Origin of the sequence: Micromonospora sp. URMC 105 (assembly GCF_051386295.1) — a bacterium.
Classification (GTDB): Bacteria; Actinomycetota; Actinomycetes; order Mycobacteriales; family Micromonosporaceae; genus Micromonospora.
Genome location: NZ_JBPQTL010000036.1, coordinates 1 through 18,109 on the forward strand (window position 1 = coordinate 1; position 18,109 = coordinate 18,109).

Annotated in this window: 20 protein-coding genes; 7 read left to right on the forward strand and 13 right to left on the reverse strand. The window is 73.4% G+C overall.

Features of this window, described 5'->3' with window-relative positions:
* Positions 1-70: 70 nt before the first annotated feature.
* Entirely contained in the window at positions 71-451 is a 381-nt protein-coding gene (locus ACSNN7_RS14280; protein WP_436681228.1) for an Rv2175c family DNA-binding protein, read from the reverse strand.
* 143 nt (positions 452-594) lie between these two features.
* On the opposite strand from ACSNN7_RS14280, the gene pknB reads away from it, so the two are divergent.
* The gene (pknB, locus tag ACSNN7_RS14285) at positions 595-2,574 is read left to right on the forward strand and encodes a Stk1 family PASTA domain-containing Ser/Thr kinase (RefSeq protein ID WP_436681229.1); all 1,980 of its coding nucleotides are present in this window, start codon (positions 595-597) and stop codon (positions 2,572-2,574) included.
* Entirely contained in the window at positions 2,565-3,428 is an 864-nt protein-coding gene (locus ACSNN7_RS14290) for a deoxyribonuclease IV (RefSeq protein ID WP_436681231.1), read from the forward strand. The genes pknB and ACSNN7_RS14290 overlap by 10 nt, the downstream gene beginning before the upstream one ends.
* Before the next feature lie 126 nt (positions 3,429-3,554).
* On the opposite strand, the gene ACSNN7_RS14295 is transcribed toward ACSNN7_RS14290, so the two are convergent.
* The 3 genes from ACSNN7_RS14295 to ACSNN7_RS14305 form a co-directional block, all read right to left on the reverse strand.
* The gene (locus ACSNN7_RS14295; protein WP_436681232.1) at positions 3,555-4,592 is read right to left on the reverse strand and encodes a threonine aldolase family protein; all 1,038 of its coding nucleotides are present in this window, start codon (positions 4,590-4,592) and stop codon (positions 3,555-3,557) included.
* Between the two features lie 44 nt (positions 4,593-4,636).
* Complete coding sequence (locus ACSNN7_RS14300) at positions 4,637-6,043, reverse strand: class II 3-deoxy-7-phosphoheptulonate synthase (RefSeq protein WP_436681233.1); 1,407 nt, start codon at positions 6,041-6,043, stop codon at positions 4,637-4,639.
* Between the two features lie 69 nt (positions 6,044-6,112).
* The gene (locus ACSNN7_RS14305) at positions 6,113-6,595 is read right to left on the reverse strand and encodes a hypothetical protein (RefSeq protein WP_436681234.1); all 483 of its coding nucleotides are present in this window, start codon (positions 6,593-6,595) and stop codon (positions 6,113-6,115) included.
* Positions 6,596-6,766: 171 nt separating this feature from the next.
* On the opposite strand from ACSNN7_RS14305, the gene ACSNN7_RS14310 reads away from it, so the two are divergent.
* Entirely contained in the window at positions 6,767-7,738 is a 972-nt protein-coding gene (locus ACSNN7_RS14310) for a helix-turn-helix domain-containing protein (protein ID WP_436681235.1), read from the forward strand.
* A gap of 69 nt (positions 7,739-7,807) precedes the next feature.
* Here the strand turns inward: ACSNN7_RS14310 and ACSNN7_RS14315 are convergent, their stop codons facing one another.
* Positions 7,808-9,418 (reverse strand): glycosyl hydrolase family 18 protein, encoded by a 1,611-nt coding sequence (locus tag ACSNN7_RS14315; RefSeq protein ID WP_436681236.1) that lies wholly within the window; start codon positions 9,416-9,418, stop codon positions 7,808-7,810.
* Between the two features lie 142 nt (positions 9,419-9,560).
* Between ACSNN7_RS14315 and ACSNN7_RS14320 the strand changes: the two genes are divergently transcribed.
* Positions 9,561-10,049 (forward strand): glutathione peroxidase, encoded by a 489-nt coding sequence (locus ACSNN7_RS14320; RefSeq protein WP_436681237.1) that lies wholly within the window; start codon positions 9,561-9,563, stop codon positions 10,047-10,049.
* A 75-nt stretch (positions 10,050-10,124) separates the two neighbouring features.
* On the opposite strand, the gene ACSNN7_RS14325 is transcribed toward ACSNN7_RS14320, so the two are convergent.
* Together ACSNN7_RS14325 and ACSNN7_RS14330 are read right to left on the reverse strand one after the other, a co-directional pair.
* Positions 10,125-10,673: a GNAT family N-acetyltransferase gene (locus ACSNN7_RS14325; protein WP_436681239.1), complete on the reverse strand. Its 549-nt coding sequence runs from the start codon at positions 10,671-10,673 to the stop codon at positions 10,125-10,127.
* Positions 10,674-10,682: 9 nt separating this feature from the next.
* Positions 10,683-11,168: a GNAT family N-acetyltransferase gene (locus ACSNN7_RS14330; RefSeq protein WP_436681240.1), complete on the reverse strand. Its 486-nt coding sequence runs from the start codon at positions 11,166-11,168 to the stop codon at positions 10,683-10,685.
* Positions 11,169-11,311: 143 nt separating this feature from the next.
* On the opposite strand from ACSNN7_RS14330, the gene ACSNN7_RS14335 reads away from it, so the two are divergent.
* Positions 11,312-12,178 carry a DUF4397 domain-containing protein gene (locus tag ACSNN7_RS14335; RefSeq protein WP_436681242.1) on the forward strand — a complete coding sequence of 289 codons (867 nt, stop codon included), beginning with the start codon at positions 11,312-11,314 and terminating at the stop codon, positions 12,176-12,178.
* Positions 12,175-12,855, forward strand: a complete 681-nt coding sequence (locus tag ACSNN7_RS14340; RefSeq protein WP_436681243.1) for a class F sortase — start codon at positions 12,175-12,177, stop codon at positions 12,853-12,855. Before ACSNN7_RS14335 ends, ACSNN7_RS14340 begins: the two co-directional genes overlap by 4 nt.
* 111 nt (positions 12,856-12,966) lie before the next feature.
* Here ACSNN7_RS14340 and ACSNN7_RS14345 read toward each other — a convergent pair whose 3' ends face one another.
* The 5 genes from ACSNN7_RS14345 to ACSNN7_RS14365 all read right to left on the reverse strand — a co-directional run bounded on the left by ACSNN7_RS14345 (position 12,967) and on the right by ACSNN7_RS14365 (position 16,721).
* On the reverse strand, positions 12,967-13,317 hold the full coding sequence (locus ACSNN7_RS14345) for a DUF2203 domain-containing protein (protein ID WP_436681244.1): 351 nt from the start codon (positions 13,315-13,317) through the stop codon (positions 12,967-12,969).
* Between the two features lie 121 nt (positions 13,318-13,438).
* The gene (gene proC, locus ACSNN7_RS14350; protein ID WP_436681245.1) at positions 13,439-14,254 is read right to left on the reverse strand and encodes a pyrroline-5-carboxylate reductase; all 816 of its coding nucleotides are present in this window, start codon (positions 14,252-14,254) and stop codon (positions 13,439-13,441) included.
* Between the two features lie 189 nt (positions 14,255-14,443).
* Entirely contained in the window at positions 14,444-15,472 is a 1,029-nt protein-coding gene (locus ACSNN7_RS14355; RefSeq protein WP_334450610.1) for a 6-phosphofructokinase, read from the reverse strand.
* 179 nt (positions 15,473-15,651) lie between these two features.
* A complete protein-coding gene (locus ACSNN7_RS14360; RefSeq protein ID WP_436681246.1) occupies positions 15,652-16,155 on the reverse strand; it encodes a pyridoxamine 5'-phosphate oxidase family protein in 504 nt (167 codons plus the stop codon).
* A 68-nt stretch (positions 16,156-16,223) separates the two neighbouring features.
* Positions 16,224-16,721: a polyadenylate-specific 3'-exoribonuclease AS gene (locus tag ACSNN7_RS14365; protein ID WP_436681248.1), complete on the reverse strand. Its 498-nt coding sequence runs from the start codon at positions 16,719-16,721 to the stop codon at positions 16,224-16,226.
* Between the two features lie 284 nt (positions 16,722-17,005).
* On the opposite strand from ACSNN7_RS14365, the gene ACSNN7_RS14370 reads away from it, so the two are divergent.
* Positions 17,006-17,698 (forward strand): Crp/Fnr family transcriptional regulator, encoded by a 693-nt coding sequence (locus ACSNN7_RS14370; protein WP_334450305.1) that lies wholly within the window; start codon positions 17,006-17,008, stop codon positions 17,696-17,698.
* Positions 17,699-17,757: 59 nt separating this feature from the next.
* Here ACSNN7_RS14370 and ACSNN7_RS14375 read toward each other — a convergent pair whose 3' ends face one another.
* Positions 17,758-17,967, reverse strand: a complete 210-nt coding sequence (locus tag ACSNN7_RS14375; RefSeq protein ID WP_436681249.1) for a hypothetical protein — start codon at positions 17,965-17,967, stop codon at positions 17,758-17,760.
* Positions 17,968-18,109 lie beyond the last annotated feature (142 nt).

Consider the following 18,109-nt stretch of genomic DNA (forward strand, 5'->3'; position numbering starts at 1 on the left):
AGTCAGGAGATCCACGACTGCCGCCAACTTCATGATCAACGCGGAGAGCCCGGGGGGCGGGGGCGGGGGGTTAGAAGCCGAGGGCTTGGGCGCGGCGTTTGACCTCGCGGGCGTGGTCGCCGCCGAGGGTGGCGGCGGCGGTGCCGCCGGTGAGGGTGTCGTCGGGCTGGTAGAGCCAGCGCAGGGCGGCCTCGTCGTCGTAGCCGGCGTCGGCCAGCAGGTTCAGCACGCCGGGCAGGTGCTTGAGCACCGTCTTGTTCGCCACCAGGTCGGCGGGGATCCGGCGGACGCCGTCGCGGCGGACGGCGATCAACTCCCGGTCGCGGATCATCTGGTGGATCTTGGTGATCGAGAGGTCGAGGCGCTCGGCCACGTCGGGCAGGGTCAGCCAGTCGGTCGGGCCGGCGGGCGCGGCGCCGGAAGCCTGGTCGGCGGGTACGGAATCGGTCACCCGACCACCCTGCCACGTCGTCCGGGCCGGGGTGCAGCGGCACCCCGGTTGGCCTGCGGCAGCGCGGCGGGACGGATCGGATCGGCCACCGGCTGTAGCATCCTGTTCAACCTTCACCCTCCGGACACATAGACTGCCTGCCGATGGACACACAGGTCGCCGACACGTTGCTGGGCTCGCTGCTCGACGGGCGCTACCGCATTCGCGGGCGCGTCGCGCGCGGCGGCATGGCGACCGTGTACACCGCCACCGACGAGCGCCTCGAGCGCACCGTGGCGGTCAAAATCATTCACCCGTCCCAGGCGTCGGAGGCCCGCAACCGGGCCGCCGGCTTCATGGCGCGGTTCACCGACGAGGCGAAGACGATCGCCCGGCTGACCCACCCGAACGTGGTGGCGGTCTACGACCAGGGCAGCCACGGCGGGCTGCCGTACCTGGTGATGGAGTACGTCCGCGGCCGCACCCTGCGCGACGTGCTGGCCGAGCGGCGCCGGCTCAACCCGGACGAGGCGCTGGCGATCATGGAGCAGATGCTCGCCGCGATCGCCGCCGCGCACCGGGCCGGGCTGGTGCACCGGGACGTGAAGCCGGAGAACGTGCTGGTCGCCGAGGCGCCTACCGGCGGGGTGGCGAACCTCGTCGACAGCGTGGTGAAGGTCGCGGACTTCGGCCTGGCACGCGCGGTCGAGGCCAGCTCCGAGGAGGAGAGCGGCAACCAGCTGATGGCGACCGTCGCGTACGTGGCGCCGGAACTGGTCACCGAGGGGCACGCCGACCCGCGCACCGACGTCTACTCCGCTGGCATCGTGCTGTTCGAGATGCTCACCGGGCGGGTCCCGTACGACGGGGACCGGCCGGTGGATGTGGCCTGGCAGCACGTCGACCGGGACGTACCGGCGCCGTCGACCCTGGTGCCCGCGCTGCCCACGGCGCTCGACGACCTGGTCGCGCGGGCCACCCGGCGCGACCCGGGCGCGCGCCCGTCCGACGCCGGCGCCCTGCTGGCCGAGGTGCAGGTGGCCCGGGACGACCTGGGCAACCCGAACGCGCACACCGCCGTGCTGCGCCCGGTGGGCGACGAGAACTCGCCGGTGGCCCAGCCGACCATGGTCGTGGCGGCGGTCCGCCCGGCCGAGCGGCCCACCTGGGCCCGGCTGCCCGAGGGGGGCCAGCAGCGGCACCGCCGCCGGGCCGCCCCCGAGTCGGACCTGAAGGCGCGGCTCGCGGCGCTGCGCACCCGGGTGATGGGCAGCCCGCGGGGCCGGCTCTCGATCGCCGCCGCGGTGGTGGCGCTCGGCCTGCTCGCCGCGATGGGCGGCTGGTGGGTCGGGGTGGGCCGCTACACGGTCGCCCCGGAGCTGGTGAGCCTGAGCAAGGCGCAGGCGCAGGCGCAGGCGGACAAGGCCGGCTTCACCCTGGCCTACGCCGAGCCGCGCTACGACGAGCAGACCCCCCGCGACAGCGTGGTGGCGCAGGACCCGGTCTCGGCTGCCAAGATCCTCAAGGGCGGCACCATCACGCTCACCCTCTCGCTGGGCCCGGAGCGGTTCCCGGTGCCGGACGTGGTGGGCAAGGAGTTCGAGCTGGCCGAGGCGGAGCTGACCGGCGCGAAGCTGGTGGTGGCCAAGGGCACCCCGCGCTACGACGACGACCTGCCGGCCGGGGTGGTGCTGGCGACCAACCCGGAGGTCGGCGCCGAGGTCAAGCCGGGTACGAAGATCACCGTCATCCTGAGCAAGGGCCGGGCTCCGATCACCGTGCCGAACCTGCTCGGCAAGAACCTCGCGGAGGCGCGGACCACGCTGGCCCAGCTCGGTCTGGTGCCGGTGGAGACGTACAAGGACTCGGACAAGCCGAAGGACGAGATCCTCGGGCAGAGCCCGGCCAACGGCACCGGGGTCGAGAAGGGCGCCCAGGTCCGGCTCGATGTCAGCAAGGGGCCGGCCCAGGTGATCATGCCGCGGGTCGTCGACCTGCCGTGCCCGCAGGCCAAGCAGCAGCTGGAGAGCCAGGGCTTCCCGGTGACCGTGCAGTTCAACCCGAACGGGATCGTCCGGTTCCAGAACCCGCCGGAGAACTCCCCGGTGCCGCCGGCGACACCGGTCACGATCGGGTGCCTGTGACCAGGCGACCGGTCGGCTCGCACACTCCTACCTCGGGCGGCCTGGCCCGGGCGGCCCTGCCGTACGTCGACGCGGCCGGCTCCGAGGTGGTGCAGGTCTACGTCTCCAACTCGCGCGGGTGGGCGCTGCCGGCCGGCGACCCGGCCCAGGACGCGCTCTTCGCCGACGGCTGCGCCGAGCGGGGCGTACCGGTCTTCATCCACGCCTCGCTGCTGGTCAACCTCGGCTCCCCGACCGAGGCGACGGTGCAGCGGTCGGCGGAGACCCTGGCGCACGCGCTGCGCCGGGGCCGGGCGATCGGCGCCCGGGGAGTGGTGTTCCACGCGGGCAGCGCGGTCGACGCGGGGTACGCCGAGACCGCCATGCGGCAGGTCCGCGAGACGCTGCTGCCGCTGCTGGACGAGGCGGCGGCGGCCGGCGGGCCGATGCTGCTGGTCGAGCCGAGCGCGGGCGGCGGCCGCTCGCTGGCCTCCCGGGTCGAGCAGCTGGGCCCCTACCTGGACGCGGTGGAGCGGCACCCGGGCCTGGGGGTCTGCTTCGACACCTGCCACGCCTGGGCGGCCGGGCACGACCTGGCCGCCGAGGGCGGCATGACGGCGACCCTGGACACCCTGGTGGCGACCGTGGGGGCGGACCGGCTGCGGCTGGTGCACGCCAACGATTCCAAGGACCTCTGCGGTTCCACCCGGGACCGGCACGAGAGCATCGGCAAGGGCAGCATCGGCGAGCCCGCGTTCGCCGAGCTGATGGCCCACCCGGCCACCGCCGGCGTCCCCGTGGTGGTGGAGACCCCCACGGAGAAGCACGAGGGCCATGCCGCCGACATCGCCACCCTCAAACGCCTCCACCCCTGACCCACCGGCCTGCCTCGGTTGCGCCGGGTCTCGCCTCGTTGATCAAGAAGTTTGCGTCAGTTCCGAGCCGGATCCGGACACAAACTTCTTGATCAACAGGGCTGAGGCGGGGAGCCGGGAGGTGGGTCAGGCGCGCAGGAGGGTGGGGAGGATCTGCGCGGCGCGGTCGATGTCCGCGTCGTCGACGTCCAGGTGGGTGACCAGGCGGGCGGTGCGCGGGCCGAGCACCGAGACCAGGAGCCCCTCGGCGCGGGCGGCGGCGGCGAGGGCCTTCGCGTCCAGCGGGTGCTTGGTCAGGTCCAACGGGACCAGGTTCGTCCGGACCGGCGCGGCCAGCACCCCGAACGGGGCCACCGCCTCGGCCAGCCGGGCGGCCTTCGCGTGGTCCTCCGCCAGCCGGGTGACGTGGTGGGCCAGCGCGTACCGGCCGGCGGCGGCGAGGACGCCGACCTGGCGCATGCCCCCGCCCATCCGCTTGCGGAGGAACCGGGCCCGCTCGATCTTCTCGGCGCTGCCGACCACCAGCGAGCCGACCGGGGCGCCGAGCCCTTTGGACAGGCAGACCGACAGGGTGTCGAAGAGCGCGCCGTACCCGGCCAGCGGCACCCCGTCGGCGACGTGGGCGTGCCAGATCCGCGCGCCGTCGCAGTGCAGCGCCAGCCCGTGCTCGTCGGCGACCCGGCGCAGCTCGCGCAGCGTGGCCAGCGGGATCACCCCGCCGCCGCCCCGGTTGTGGGTCTGCTCGACGGCGATCGCCCGGGTCGGCACCGCGAAGTAACCGTCGGGCCGGACCATGCCGGCGACCACGTGCGGGTCGATGTCCGCGCCCGCCGCCGACCAGGTCCGCGAGGAGATTCCGCCGTACGCGGCGGCGGCACCGATCTCGTACGTGACGACGTGCGCGTCGGCGTCGCAGAGCAACTCGTCGCCGGGGGGCACGACGAGCTGCAGGGCGATCTGGTTGGCCATCGAGCCGGTCGGGGCGAACAGCGCCGCCTCGTGCCCGAAGAGCGCGGCGACCTCGGCCTCCAGCGCGGCGACGGTCGGGTCCTCGCCGTAGACGTCGTCGCCGACCTCGGCGGTGGCCATCGCCTCCCGCATTCCGGCGGTGGGCCGGGTCACCGTGTCGGACCGCAGGTCGATGAAACGCTCAGCCACAGTCATCCTTTCGGCTGCCGACTGCGGGGCTCGCAAGCTCACTCCTCGCGTCAGCCACGGAGCATCTCGGCCACCAGGAAGGCCAGCTCCAGCGACTGCTGGGTGTTCAGTCGCGGGTCGCAGGCGGTCTCGTACCGGTCGGGCAGGTCGAGGTCCTCGATGCCCTGGGCGCCGCCGAGGCACTCGGTGACGTCCTCGCCGGTCAACTCGACGTGCAGGCCGCCCGGGTGGGTGTCCAGGCCGCGGTGCACCTCGAAGTAGCCGAGCACCTCGTCGACGATCCGGTCGAAGTGCCGGGTCTTGTAGCCGTTGGACGACTCGTGGGTGTTGCCGTGCATCGGGTCGCACTGCCAGACGACCTTGGCGCCGGCGGCGGTCACCTTGGCCACGATCGGCGGCAGCGCGTCGCGGACCTTGTGGTTGCCCATCCGGCTGATCAGGGTGAGCCGGCCGGGAACGTTGTCCGGGTTGAGCTTCTCGCAGAGCTCGATGGCCTCGTCCGGGCTGGTGGTCGGGCCCAGTTTGACGCCGATCGGGTTGGCGATGCGGGAGATGAAGTCGATGTGCGCCCCGTCGATCTGCCTGGTCCGCTCGCCGATCCAGAGGAAGTGCCCGGACAGCCCGTACGCCCGGCGGTCGGAGACCCGGGTGAGCGCCCGGTCGTACTCCAGGGCCAGGGCCTCGTGGGAGCAGTAGAGGGTGACGGTGCGCAGCGCCTCGTCCTCGGTCATCCCGCAGGCGCGGATGAAGGCCAGCGCCCGGTCGATCTCCCGGGCGATCGCCTCGTAGCGCTCGCCGGCCGGGGAGTTCTTGACGAAGCCCTTGTTCCAGTCGTGCACGGCGTGCAGGTCGGCCAGCCCGCCGGCCAGGTACGCGCGGAGCATGTTCATCGCGGCGGCCGAGTTCGCGTACGCCCGGATCATGCGCTGCGGGTCGGCGACGCGCGCCTCCGGCGTGGCCTCCAGGGCGTTGATCATGTCGCCCCGGTACGCGGGCAGGCCGCGGGCGTCGGTCGGCAGGGACCGGGGCTTGGTGTACTGGCCGGCGACCCGGGCGACCTTGACCACCGGCAGGGACGCGCCGTAGGTGAGCACGATCGCCATCTGGAGCAGGGTGCGGGCGTTGGCCAGCAGGTGGCTCTCGGTGTTGTCGGCGAAGGTCTCGGCGCAGTCGCCGCCCTGCAGGAGGAACGCCTTGCCCTCGCAGACCAGCGCGAGGCGCTGCCGGAGCTGGTCGACCTCGTAGGGCGCGACCACCGAGGGAACGACGTCGAGCACCTTGCAGACCTCGGCCACCTGGGCCGGGTCGGGCCAGGGCGGGGTCTGCGCCCGGGGCAGGTCCCGCCAGCGGTCCAGGCCGAGGGCCGCGTCCTCGGCGGAGTCGACGGTGGGTCGGCTGGTCTGCAGCCCGGGGCTGCTCACGGCGGGGTAGCTCAGCTGATGCCACTCATGGCGCATGAGAGAAAGCGTACGGCGACGGTCGGGGCGACCCGCCGTCGAGGGTGACGGTTCCGGCAGATGGGAGGGTCAGGGGCTGACCGACGGCTCCGGAGTGTGCCCGCCGGGTGCTTCGCCCGAGATGCACCAGTCGGCGCCGCTGCGGGTGACGGTGAACAGCAGCGGCCGGGTCACGTCGCGGGCACCGACCGAAACGGTCACGGTGGCGCTGACCTCCTGCCCGCGCGGGCCGGAGCGGACGTCGGTGATGGTCGCCTTGGGCACCTCGAAGTGGTCGGCGAAGTCACCGTTCGGGCCGGTGGCCGCCGCGTCGAAGGCCTCCTGCATCGGGGCGCAGAGCTGGCTGCGGCCGGCCGCGACGTCCTTGGCGGTCATCGCGTCGAGGTAGGCCTGTACCCGCTCGCGGGACTTGCCGGCCGCCTCCTCGGCGGGGGCGCGCCCGACGGCGGGGCCGGAGCCGGCGTCGTCGTCCCCGCCGATCCCGCAGCCGAGCAGGGACAGCGGCAGCAGTGCCAGCGCGGCGACGCCGGCGGCGCGGTGCCTCGAGCGCATGGGTCCTCCCCTCGCTGCGGACATCACCAGATGCCGAGCGGCGAGTCTGTCACATCGACAAGGCTGCATACCATGCCGTCATGCCCATGACCTCGGGCACATCATTCACAATCATGGACGGGCGATGAACCAGCCGCCCCCGGCAGCGCAGGAGGTGACGCCATCCTTCCCGTGGCGTCGGTCGACACCGCGTGGCTGCCCCCGGCCGAGCGGTTCGACTTCTGGCAGGACCTGGTCGCCCGGGAGTCGGCGCCGGCCCGGATCAGCAGTGATCACGCCGCCGACTTCACCGCCTCGGCGCGGGTGGTCGACCTCGGCGTGGTCCGGCTCGGCGGGTGGCGCTACCCCTCGCTGGAGCTGGACCGGGCGCGCCGGATGATCCGCAGCACCGATCCCGAGCTGTACCAGCTGGCCCTGCCGCTGTCCGGGCACGGCGCGATGTCGCAGCAGCGGCGCCAGGCGCCGCTCGTCCCGTCCGGTTTCAATCTGGTCGACACCGTCCGCCCGCACGGCTCGTCGCACCGGGCCGAGGGGACCGCCGGCCCGCTGCGCACGCTGACCGCGCTGGTGCCCCACGCGGCGCTGCCGATCCCGGCGCACCGGATCGAGCGGCTGCTCGCCGCCGAGCTGCCCGCCGACACGGGGATGGGGCTGCTGCTGGCCCGCTTCCTGCGCCAGGTCGTCGACCATCCCGAGCAGTACGCGCCGGGCGACGCCGCCCACCTCGACCAGGTCGCGCTGGCCCTGATCGCCGGCACCCTGGCCGGCCGGCTCGACGACGAACACGCCCTGCCGGTGGAGGTCCGCGTCACCGGCCTGCGTACCCGGATCGAGGCGTTCGTGCGGTCGCACCTGGCCGATCCGGAGCTGGACCCGGCCGCGGTGGCCGCGGCGCACCACCTGTCGCTGCGTGCGCTGCACCGGCTCTTCGAGGGCAGCGGCACCACGGTCGCCGGTCTCATCCGCGCCCGCCGCCTGGAGCGCTGCCTGCGCGACCTGGCCGATCCCCGGCTGCGCGACCTGGCCGTGCACGAGGTGGCCGCGCGGTGCGGGTTCCGCGACCGGGCCCACTTCAGCCGGGCCTTCCGCGCCCGGTACGGGATGTCGCCCCGCGAGCACCGGGAGCGGGCCGCGGGGCGGTGAGCGCACGCGGGGCGGGGAGGGACCGTGGGTGTCCCTCCCCGCCTTGTGGGTGGTGCGTCGGCACTCGGCTCAGCCGAGACCGCCCTTGATGGCGCCGATCAGCTCGCCGTTGCCGGTGTCACCGGAGAGCTCCCAGAAGAAGGCACCACCGAGGCCCTGGTTCTTCGCGTAGGTCATCTTGCCGCCGATGGTGGACGGGGTGTCGTAGCTCCACCAGTTGCTGCCGCACTTGGCGTACGCCGTGCCGGCGATGGTGCCGGTGGCCGGGCAGGTGTTCTTCAGGACCTTGTAGTCCTCGATGCCCTGCTCGTAGGTGCCCGGCGCGGGACCGGTGGCGGTGCCGCCCGGTGCGGTCTGGGTGACGCCGGTCCAGCCCCGGCCGTAGAAGCCGATGCCGAGCAGCAGCTTGTTGGCCGGGATGCCCTTGCTCTTCAGCTTCTGGATCGCCGCGTCGGAGTTGAAGCCCTGCTGCGGGATGCCGGTGTAGGAGTAGAGCGGGGAGTGCGGGGCGGTGGGGCCCTGCGCGTTGAAGGCGCCGAAGTAGTCGTACGTCATCGGCATGATCCAGTTGAGGTACGACGAGGCCCCGGCGTAGTCGGTGGCGTCGATCTTGCCGCCGTTGCTGCCGTCCGCGGTGATCGCGGCGGTGACCAGGGCCGACGAGCCGAACTTCGACCGCAGCGCGCTGACCACGTTCTTGAAGGCGTTCGGGCCGCTGGTGTCACAGGAGAGGCCGCAGGCGTTCGGGTACTCCCAGTCGACGTCGATGCCGTCGAAGACGTCCGCCCAGCGCGGGTCCTCCACGAGGGCGTGACAGCTGTCGGCGAACGCGGCGGGGTTCTGCGCGGCCTGGGTGAAGCCACCCGACCAGGTCCAGCCGCCGAAGGACCAGATCACCTTCAGGTGCGGGTTCAACTTCTTGAGCTTGCGCAGCTGGTTGAAGTTGCCGCGCAGCGGCTGGTCCCAGGTGTCGGCGACGCCGTCGACGCTGTCGGCCGCGGTGTACGCCTTGTCGTACGCCGCGTAGCTGTCACCGATGGTGCAGCGCCCGCCGGTGGTGTTGCCGAAGGCGTACAGGATGTGGGTCAGCTTGGCGGCCGAGCCGCTGGTCTGGATGTTCTTGACGTGGTAGTTGCGCTGGTAGACGCCCCACTCGGCGAAGTAGCCGACGATCTTCTTGTCCCCGGTCGGGGGCGGCGTGGTGGGCGGCGGAGTGGTGGGCGGCGGGGTCGTCGGCGGTGGCGTGGTGGTGGGCGGCGGCGTGGTGGGCGGCGGGGTGCCGCCACCGCACGGTGCGCCGTTGATGGTGCAGTTCAGCGGCGCCTTGTACGCCCCGGTGCCGTTGTAGCCCCAGCTGATGCTGGCGCCGGGGGCGAGCGGGCCCGCCCAGCTCTTCTTGACCGCGACGTAGTGGTTGCCGCTGCTGGTGACGTCGGCGTCCCAGGAGCTGCTGATGGTGGTGCCCGCCGGCAGGTCGAACTCGATGCGCCAGGTGTCGACGCCGGTGCTGGAGCCGTTGGCGACGGTCACCCGCGTCTCGTGGCCGGTCCCCCAGTCCTGCGCCTTGGCGAACGTGGCGGTCACGCTGCCGGCGCCGAACGCCGAGGTCACCGGCACCGCAGCGACGGTCAGCGCGACCACGGCGCCGGCCCAGAGGGCGCGGCGGAGCGATCTGTTCATGTGGCACCTCCTCCAACAGTTAGGAAACTTTCCAGAAGATGGGGAGACGCTACTCACGCTGTCATCACTTCGTCAAGATGTGCATTTATCGATTTGCCGTGGGCCGCGACGAGACACCGGCCGGGACGCGTAGCCTCGCGGCATGACCGTCTTCGACATCGAGATCGACGCCCTGACCGGCGGCCCGGCCGACCTGGCCGCATACCGGGGCAAGGCGCTGCTGGTGGTGAACGTGGCCTCGCGCTGCGGCCTGACCCCGCAGTACGCCGGGCTCCAGGAGCTGTACACCAACTACGCCGACCGCGGTCTGGTCGTGCTCGGGGTGCCGTCCAACCAGTTCGCCGGGCAGGAGCCGGGCACGGCCGACGAGATCGGCGAGTTCTGTCAGGTCAACTACGGCGTGACGTTCCCGCTGACCGAGAAGGTCGACGTCAACGGCCCGGCCCGGCACCCGCTCTACGCGGAGCTGGTCGCCACCCCCGACGCCGAGGGGCACACCGGGGACGTGCGGTGGAACTTCGAGAAGTTCCTCGTCGCGCCGGACGGCACGGTCGCCGCCCGGTTCGCCCCCACGGTCACCCCGGACGCCGCCGAGCTGCGGGCCGGCATCGAGAAGGTCCTGCCGGCCTGAGCCGACCGGCCTGGCCGGTGCCACGCGACCCGGGTTGCGCGGCACCGGCCACCGCGGCCGGCAGGCGGGGCCCGGTCAGGCCGGGGAGCGCCACTCGTCGGCGAGCACCGACCAGACCTCGATGTCGATCCGCCCGGCCGGCCCCGGATAGAGCTGCCGCAGCGTGCCGTCGCGGCGCATGCCCAGCCGCCGGGCCACGGCGATGCTGCGCGCGTTGTCGGCGTTGGTGCGCCACTCCACCCGCCGGATGCCCCGCTCGCCGACCGCCCAGTCGACGATCCGGCCGACCGCGCGGGTGACCAGCCCCCGGCCCTCGGCCGCCGGCTCCAGCCAGCAGCCCGCCTCGCAGACACCGAGCGCGGCGTCGAACGACACGAACATCACCCCGCCGACCAGGACGCCGTCGGCCCAGATGCCCCAGATGCCGCCGGCGTCACGGGCCCACAGCTCGGCGTAGCGGCGCAGCACGGCACGGGCCGAGTCGAGGTCGGTGGCCACGAAGGACGCCCCCACCCAGGGCGAGATGTGCTCCCGGGCCCGGTCCAGGTGGGAGAGGAACTCCTCCGCGTGCCAGGGCGACAGCGGTCGCAACTCGGCGATCGCGGTCAACGGCAGGGCGAACACGGTGACTCCTCAGGACGGAGCGGGCAGGCTCAGGCGCAGGGTGGGGCCCGGGGTGTCCCGGAAGCCGAGCGAGCGGTAGAGCGGCTCGCCGGCCATCGACGCCCGCAGATCGATCTTGCGTACGCCCCGGTCCCGGTACCAGTCGAGCAGCCCGGTCAGGCAAGCCCGGGAGTAGCCGCGCCGCCGGTACTCCGCGTCGGTGACGACGTTGAAGACGTACCCGGTCAGGCCGCTGGGGTTGCCCGGTCCGCCCAGGCGGCGCTCGATGGTGCCGGTCGCGCAGGCGGCGAGCACGCCGGGCCGGTCGGGAGCGTCCACCACGTACACGGCCATCAGCTCCGCCGGGTCGGCGAGCCGTTCGCGCAACACCTCCCGGGCGGCCGGCTGCCACGGCCCGGGCGCCGGCTCCGCACCCTCCATCGACGCCAGCATCACCCCGCGCAGCCGGACGATCTCCGCCGCGTCCTCCGGTCCGGCCCGCCGCACCTTGATCATCCTCGGACGGTACCGCACCGGGCCGGCCCGGCCGGGCAGCCGATCCCCGGCGATCGGACACGCGGCGACACGCCCGCCCATGGTTGCGCCGAGGTCCCGCCCGCGAGACTCTACCCCCGGTTCCCTGACACTTCGGAGGCGACATGTCCACGCTCCGTAATGTGCCCCGCCGACTCGTCGCCGCCGCCGGGGCGCTGCTGCTCGGCGCGGCACTGACCGCCGCCGTCACGCCGCCCGCCCGGGCCGCCACCGCACCGGATGTCGGGTACGTACGCCTCGCGCACCTCTCCCCCGACACGCCCGCCGTGGACGTCTACCTCTCCGCGCCGGGCGCGGCCGAACCCCGGGTCTTCCCCGCCGTCGGCTACGGCGTGGTCTCCGAGTACCTGACCCTGCCCGCCGGCCGCTACGCGGTGGCGATGCGCGAGGCGGGCGCACCGGCCGACCAGCCGCCGGTGCTCACCACCGAGGTGGCCGTCGACGCCGGCGCGGCGTACACGGTGGCCGGGGTGGGCCGGCACGCCGACCTCGGCCTGCGGGTGCTCGTCGACGACCTCAGCGCCCCGCCGCCCGGGCAGGCCAAGCTCCGCGTGGTGCAGGCGTCGGTGCGGGCACCGGTGATCGACGTCGCGGCGACCGACGGACCGGCCATCGCCGACGCGGTCCGCTTCGCCACCACCACCGACTACCGCGAGGTCGAGCCGGGACGCTGGCGGCTGCGGCTGGGCGGCGACCACGGCCCGACCACGAACGCCGAGGTCACCCTCGACGGCGGCCGGGTCTACTCGCTGCTGGTGCTGGACGCCGAGCGCGGCGGACTCGCCACCGAGCTGCGCGAGGACGCCCGGGGCGGGGTGGTCGCCCCCGCCGGCGGGGTGCCGGCCGGGGCCGGCGGGCTGGCCGGGCGCGGGCTCGGGGCGTACCCGATGATCGCCGGCGGCCTGCTCGCGGCGGCCGTGGTGGTCGGGGCGGCGCTGCTGGTGCGGCGCCGGCGGCGGCCGGTCTGGTGACCACCCGGCCCGGCTTCGCGATCCGGCGGCACCGCGACCGGCGGGCGCCGCTGGGCGCGCTGGTCGCGGCCGGCGTGGCGGCCTGCCTCGCCGCCGGCACCGGGGGCGGGCTGGCCGGCGAGGCCCGGCCGGTGCCACCGGCGAGCTGGCGGCCCGGCTGCGCCGACGGTTGCGCCACGACCGCCGCCCCGCCGCGTGCGCCGCACGGTCCACCCACCCGGGTACGCGTCGCGCGGATCGGCGTCGACGCCGACCTCGCGGTGCTCGGGCTGGACCCGGCCGGTGAACTGGTGCCGCCGGCCGACCACGACCGCGCGGGCTGGTACGGCGGCGGCCCCGCACCGGGCGACCCGGGGCCCGCGGTGATCGCCGGCCATCTCGACTCCCGCCGGGGGCCGGCCGTCTTCGCCCGCCTCGGGGAGCTGCGCGCGGGCGACCGGATCGAGGTCCGGCGCGGCGAGCGGCCGGTCTTATTCCGGGTCACCGGGTCGCTGCGCACCCGCAAGGACGCCTTCCCCACCGCGCGGGTCTACGGTCCCACCCCCGGCCCGGAGCTGCGACTGGTCACCTGCGGCGGCGACTTCGACCGGCGCACCGGCCACTACCGGGACAACGTGGTGGTCTTCGCGGTCGCCGAGGCGCCGAGGAACCCGCTGCCCCGCTCGGCGGCCGGCTGACGGGCATCGGCGGGCTTCCTTTGGCCTGGACAACGACGGCAGGGCGCTCGTCCGGACGCTGTGGAGCTGATGACGTGAACGACTCAGCGGACGCTGCAGAGCGGTAGGGCGTCAGACCGGTCGGCGGCCGGCGAAGCCGCACTCGGTCCGGTGGTACCAGCGCACGTCGGTGTCCCCCTCCAGCCAGCACCAGAGCACCGCCCGGCCGTCGCGTTCGCCGGGGAAGTCCAGCAGCACCGGGGCGATGCCCTTGATCTGGATGTCGTGGCCGTTCAGCTCCTCCAGCACGGCGTGCAGCCGCGCCTCCAGCGCCTTCACCTCGGCCCGGCCGCCGAGCGCCGAGACACCCGGGCCCGCCAGGTCGGCGCGGAGTTCGGCGAGGTCGGCGCGGAGCCGGATCAGCTCGTCGACGCGGGGACGCAGGGTGGCCACCAGGTGCCGGGCCTGGGCGAGTGTGAACACCCGGCCAGTATGGGCCACCGGGACCGCTCCCGACCGACCTGAGACGGCGGCCGAGCACGGCCGGCATGCCTGGGCTCGCGCCCTGAACAGGCCGGCCGCGGCCCGGTGCCCCCGGCGGGTCTCAGTCGGCCTGGGCGGCCAGCTCGCGGGCCCGGTCGCGGGCCGCCTCGAGGGCGGCGAGCAGCGCCGCGCGCACGCCGTGCTTCTCCAGCTCCCGGATCGCCGAGATGGTGGTGCCGGCCGGCGAGGTGACCGCCTCGCGCAGCTTCACCGGGTGCTCGCCGGAGTCGCGCAGCATCACCGCCGAGCCGATCGCGGTCTGCACGATCAGCTCGTGCGCCACCTGCCGGGGCAGGCCGAGCAGGATGCCCGCGTCGATCATGGCCTCGACCAGCAGGTAGAAGTACGCGGGTCCGGAACCCGAGAGCGCGGTGACCGCGTCCTGCTGGGACTCGGGCACCCGGATGGTGGCGCCGAGCGGGGTGAACATCTCCTCGGCCAGCGCCAGGTGCGCGCCGGTGGCGTGCGCGCCGGCCGAGATGGCGGTCATCGCCTGGTCGACCAGGGCCGGGGTGTTGGTCATCACCCGGACCACCGGGGTGCCCTCGGGCAGCCGGCGGGCGAAGAAGGTGGTGGGCAGGCCGGCGCAGAGCGAGATGACCAGCTTGTCCGCCGGGACCTTGGGGCCGATCTCGTCGAGCAGGGTCGCCGCGTCCTGCGGCTTGACGGAGACCGCCAGCACCGCCGCCTCCTCGACCGCGGTGAGGTTGTCGACCACCCGTACGCCGTAGCGGGCGGTCAGCTCCTCGGCGCGGGCCGGACGCCGGGCGGTGGCCAGCAGCCGCTCCACCGGCCAGCCGGAGCGCAGCAGCCCGGAGAGCATCAACTCGCCGATCTTGCCGGCGCCGATCACCGCCACGGTGTGCCTAGCCGCCATCCCGGCTCTCCTCCCGCCCCGCCCGTACCTCCGGTCCGTCCGTCGGTCCAGGGCGAATCGTCGTCTGATGATCCTCGCGAACAGCAACGCCCTGGATCGACGGGACGTCGACGCGGGGCGGGACGGGGCGGGGGGGGGGGGGGGGGGGGGGGGGGGGGCGGCAGCAGGCCGCGCCGCCGGTCCCAGCGATCAGCTGCCGAAGAAGACCTCGGCCTCGGCGTACCGCTCCAGCGGCACGGTCTTCAGCTCGGCCGTGGCCTCGGCCAGCGGCACCCGGACGATGTCGGTGCTCTGCATCGCGACCATCTTGCCCCAGTCGCCCTCGTGCACGGCGTCGATCGCCTGCAGGCCGAGCCGGGTGGCGAGCACCCGGTCGAAGGCGGTCGGGGTGCCGCCGCGCTGGATGTGGCCGAGCACGACCGTGCGGGCCTCCTTGCCGGTCTTGGCCTCCAGCTGCTCGGCGAGCCACTGGCCGATGCCGCCGAGGCGGACGTGGCCGAACGAGTCGAGCTCCTGGTTGTGCAGGATCATCTGCCCGTCGAGCGGCTGGGCGCCCTCGGCGACCACCACGATCGGGGCGTACTGGTGCTGGAAGCGCTTCTCGACGTAGCCGGCGACCTGGTCGACGTCGAACTGCCGCTCCGGCAGCAGGATCACGTTGGCGCCACCGGCGAGGCCGGCGTGCAGGGCGATCCAGCCGGCGTGCCGGCCCATGACCTCGACCACCAGGGTGCGGTGGTGGCTCTCGGCGGTGGTGTGCAGCCGGTCGATGGCCTCCATCGCGATGTTGACCGCGGTGTCGAAGCCGAAGGTGTAGTCGGTGGCGCCGAGGTCGTTGTCGATGGTCTTCGGCACGCCGATCACGTTGACGCCCAGCTCGTGCAGCTTGGTGGCCACGCCGAGGGTGTCCTCGCCGCCGATCGCGATCAGGGCGTCGACGCCCTGGGCGGCGAGGTTCTCCTTGATGCGCTCGACGCCGTTCTCGATCTTGAACGGGTTGGTCCGGGACGAGCCGAGGATGGTGCCGCCGCGCGGCAGGATGCCGCGGACCTCCGCGATGCCCAGCGGCCTGGACAGGCCCTCCAGCGGGCCCTTCCACCCGTCCTGGAAGCCCACGAACTCGTGACCGTAGGTGGCGACGCCCTTGCGGACCACCGCCCGAATGACCGCGTTGAGACCTGGGCAGTCGCCGCCGCCGGTGAGCACGCCGATACGCATGATCTGCTCATCCTCCTGGAGGATCAGGGTGAAGCCCGGATAAGCCCCAGGATATGTGTCAGATCAGACCATCGGCGCCGTTGCCGGCCCGGGGCGGGCCGTCACTGCGCACTGTAGTCGGCGCGGGGGTCCGCCGACACCGCACCCCGGCCCGTCCCATCCGCCGAACCGGCTACCGGTCAGTAGCTGACCTCGCGGTTCTCGCCCACCCTCGGCGGCCTGCCGGTGACCGCCGCCCTGGCGAACCCGAGCAGGTTGACCACCGCGCCGCCCGGTGAGTCCCAGTACTCGGCGGAGCCGGCGTGCACCTTGATCAGGGTCAGGCCGGGGGTGTCCACGCCGTCCGGGAACCAGGTCTTCAGGATCGGGGTCCACAGCCGCTCGGCCCGGGCCCGGTCGTAGCCCTCCTGCGCGGTGCCGGAGAGCGACACCCAGCAGTGGTGCTTCTGGTCGGAGAAGGCGACGTTCACCTCCGGGTTGACCCGGATCTGGCGCACCTTGGCGGAGTTGGCGTAGGCGAAGAACCACAGGTCGCCGTCGAACTCGGCCTCCTGCAGCCCCATCGGCCGGCTCACCAGCCGGCCGTCCACTCCGGTGGTGGTCAGCATGCAGATCCGGGCGCGGCGGATCAGCTCGGTCACCCGGCGGCGGGCGTCGGCGACATCGGTCGGGTCACTGGACATCGGACTCTCCCTCACATCGGCTGGTCGAACCGGTGCCCAGGACAGAACGGGTCAAACCCGCGGCAGCCTCACCGGCGCGTCATCGCCCGCCAGCGCGCCAGGTTGTGCCGGGCGTCGACCAGGGCGTCGTGCCGGTCGGCGTCGGCGTCGGGCAGCTTCGGCCGGCCCCGGTCGTCCCAGAGCTGACGCAGCTCCTTGGTGAACCGGGGGATCTCCCGGGGCAGCGCGGGCATCGCTCCCCAGAGCTGGGCCAGCACCACGTGGTCGTAGGCGGCGTACCAGGCCCAGAGTTCGAGCTGCTCGCCCGGGCGGTCGCGGATCGGTTCCAGCAGGAAGTCGTACAGGTCGTCGCGGATGCGCTCGCGGGACCGCCAGGCGCGATCGGCCGGGGACGGCAGCTTGTCGAGCACGTTGCGCCGTACCCAGGGCACGGCGCGGGAGTCGTCGAACTGGGTGGAGACCGCGTAGAACTCGCGGCCGTACTCGTCGACGACACCGATCGACACGAGGTCGACGATCTGGCCGTCCTCGATGAATTCGCAGTCGTAGAAATAGCGGTAGACCATCGCCTCAATCCTCGCCTACGGCCGGCGGCGCCCGCCGCCCGGGTGGCGTCGCCGGCCGTTACCGCTGCTCTGCCGGCGGACGAAACCGCACCTCAGCAGGGTGGCCGATGCCCACCGGCGGCGTCACGCAGACGATTTGAGGGGTGTACAGCAAGCGACTGGACCGTCATGATCTGATGTGTACCGCTACCGGACGCCGAACCCGGTGTCAGTTCACCTCTTCAGGGGCCGTCAGGTTCACCCGGTGAGCGAGTTGTGGTCCTTGACCGGGGAGGGGTTGGGCCGTGGAGATGCGCCTGCCGGAGCCGGGTGACGCCCTCACAGGCGTGGAGATGTTCGCCGGGCTGGAGCCGGAGGTGCGGCAACGGGTCATCGCCGCGGCGGTGCCGCGCACGTACCGCAAGGGCCAACTGCTCTTCGTGGAGAACGACCCGGGTGAGTCGCTGATCGTGCTGCGCCGGGGGGCGGTGGCGGTCTTCCGCACCGCGCCGACCGGCGAGCGGGCGGTGCTGTCGGTGATCAGACCGCCGGACGTGCTCGGCGAGGTCTCGCTGCTGGACGCCTCCACCCGCTCGGCCTCCGCCGAGGCGATCGAGGACTGCGCCGCGCTGGCTCTGTCCCGGCCCGCCTTCATGGAGCTGGTGCACTCCAACCCGCGCATCCTGGACGCGGTGATGCGCTCGCTGGGTGCCCTGATCCGCCGGCTGACCGAGCAGAACGCCGACCACGTCTTCCTCGACCTGCCGGGGCGGGTGGCCAAGACCCTGGTCCGGCTGGCCGGCGAGAGCCAGGCTCCGATGATCACCATCGAGCTCAACCAGAGTCAGCTGGCCGAGATGGCCGGCGGTTCGCGGCAGAGCGTCAACCAGGCGATCGGTTCCTTCGCCAGCCGGGGCTGGCTGCGTACCGAGGGTCGCCGGATCGTGGTCACCGACGTGTCGGCGCTGCGCCGCCGGGCGGGGATGAACGACCGCTGACCGCACGACGCGGCCGGGCGCTGCTGCGCCGGCCGCGTCGTCGCCTCACCGCCTCCGGCTCACGGGGTGGTGCTGGTCGGCCCCGCCCAGTTGGTGCCGGTCGGCCCGGCCCAGTCGGTGCCCTCCTTGCCGTCACCGGACTGCTCGCTGACGATGCCCTCGGCCTGCAGCACGGCCAGCGTGGCCGCGTCGACGTCGACCGACTCCCCCGCGGAGTGGGCGACGCCGTCACCGTCGGTCCAGGCGCTCTCGAGCTTGACGTACACCATGATCTCTCCCCTTGATCATTGATGGATTTTCGGCCGCCTGAATGTAGCTCTCCCAACCGGCCGGACGAGTGTCCACAAGCCAACAGCCCGGTACCTGACAGCGGCGGCAACCGCGATACTCGCGGTGGACGCCGGACGACGA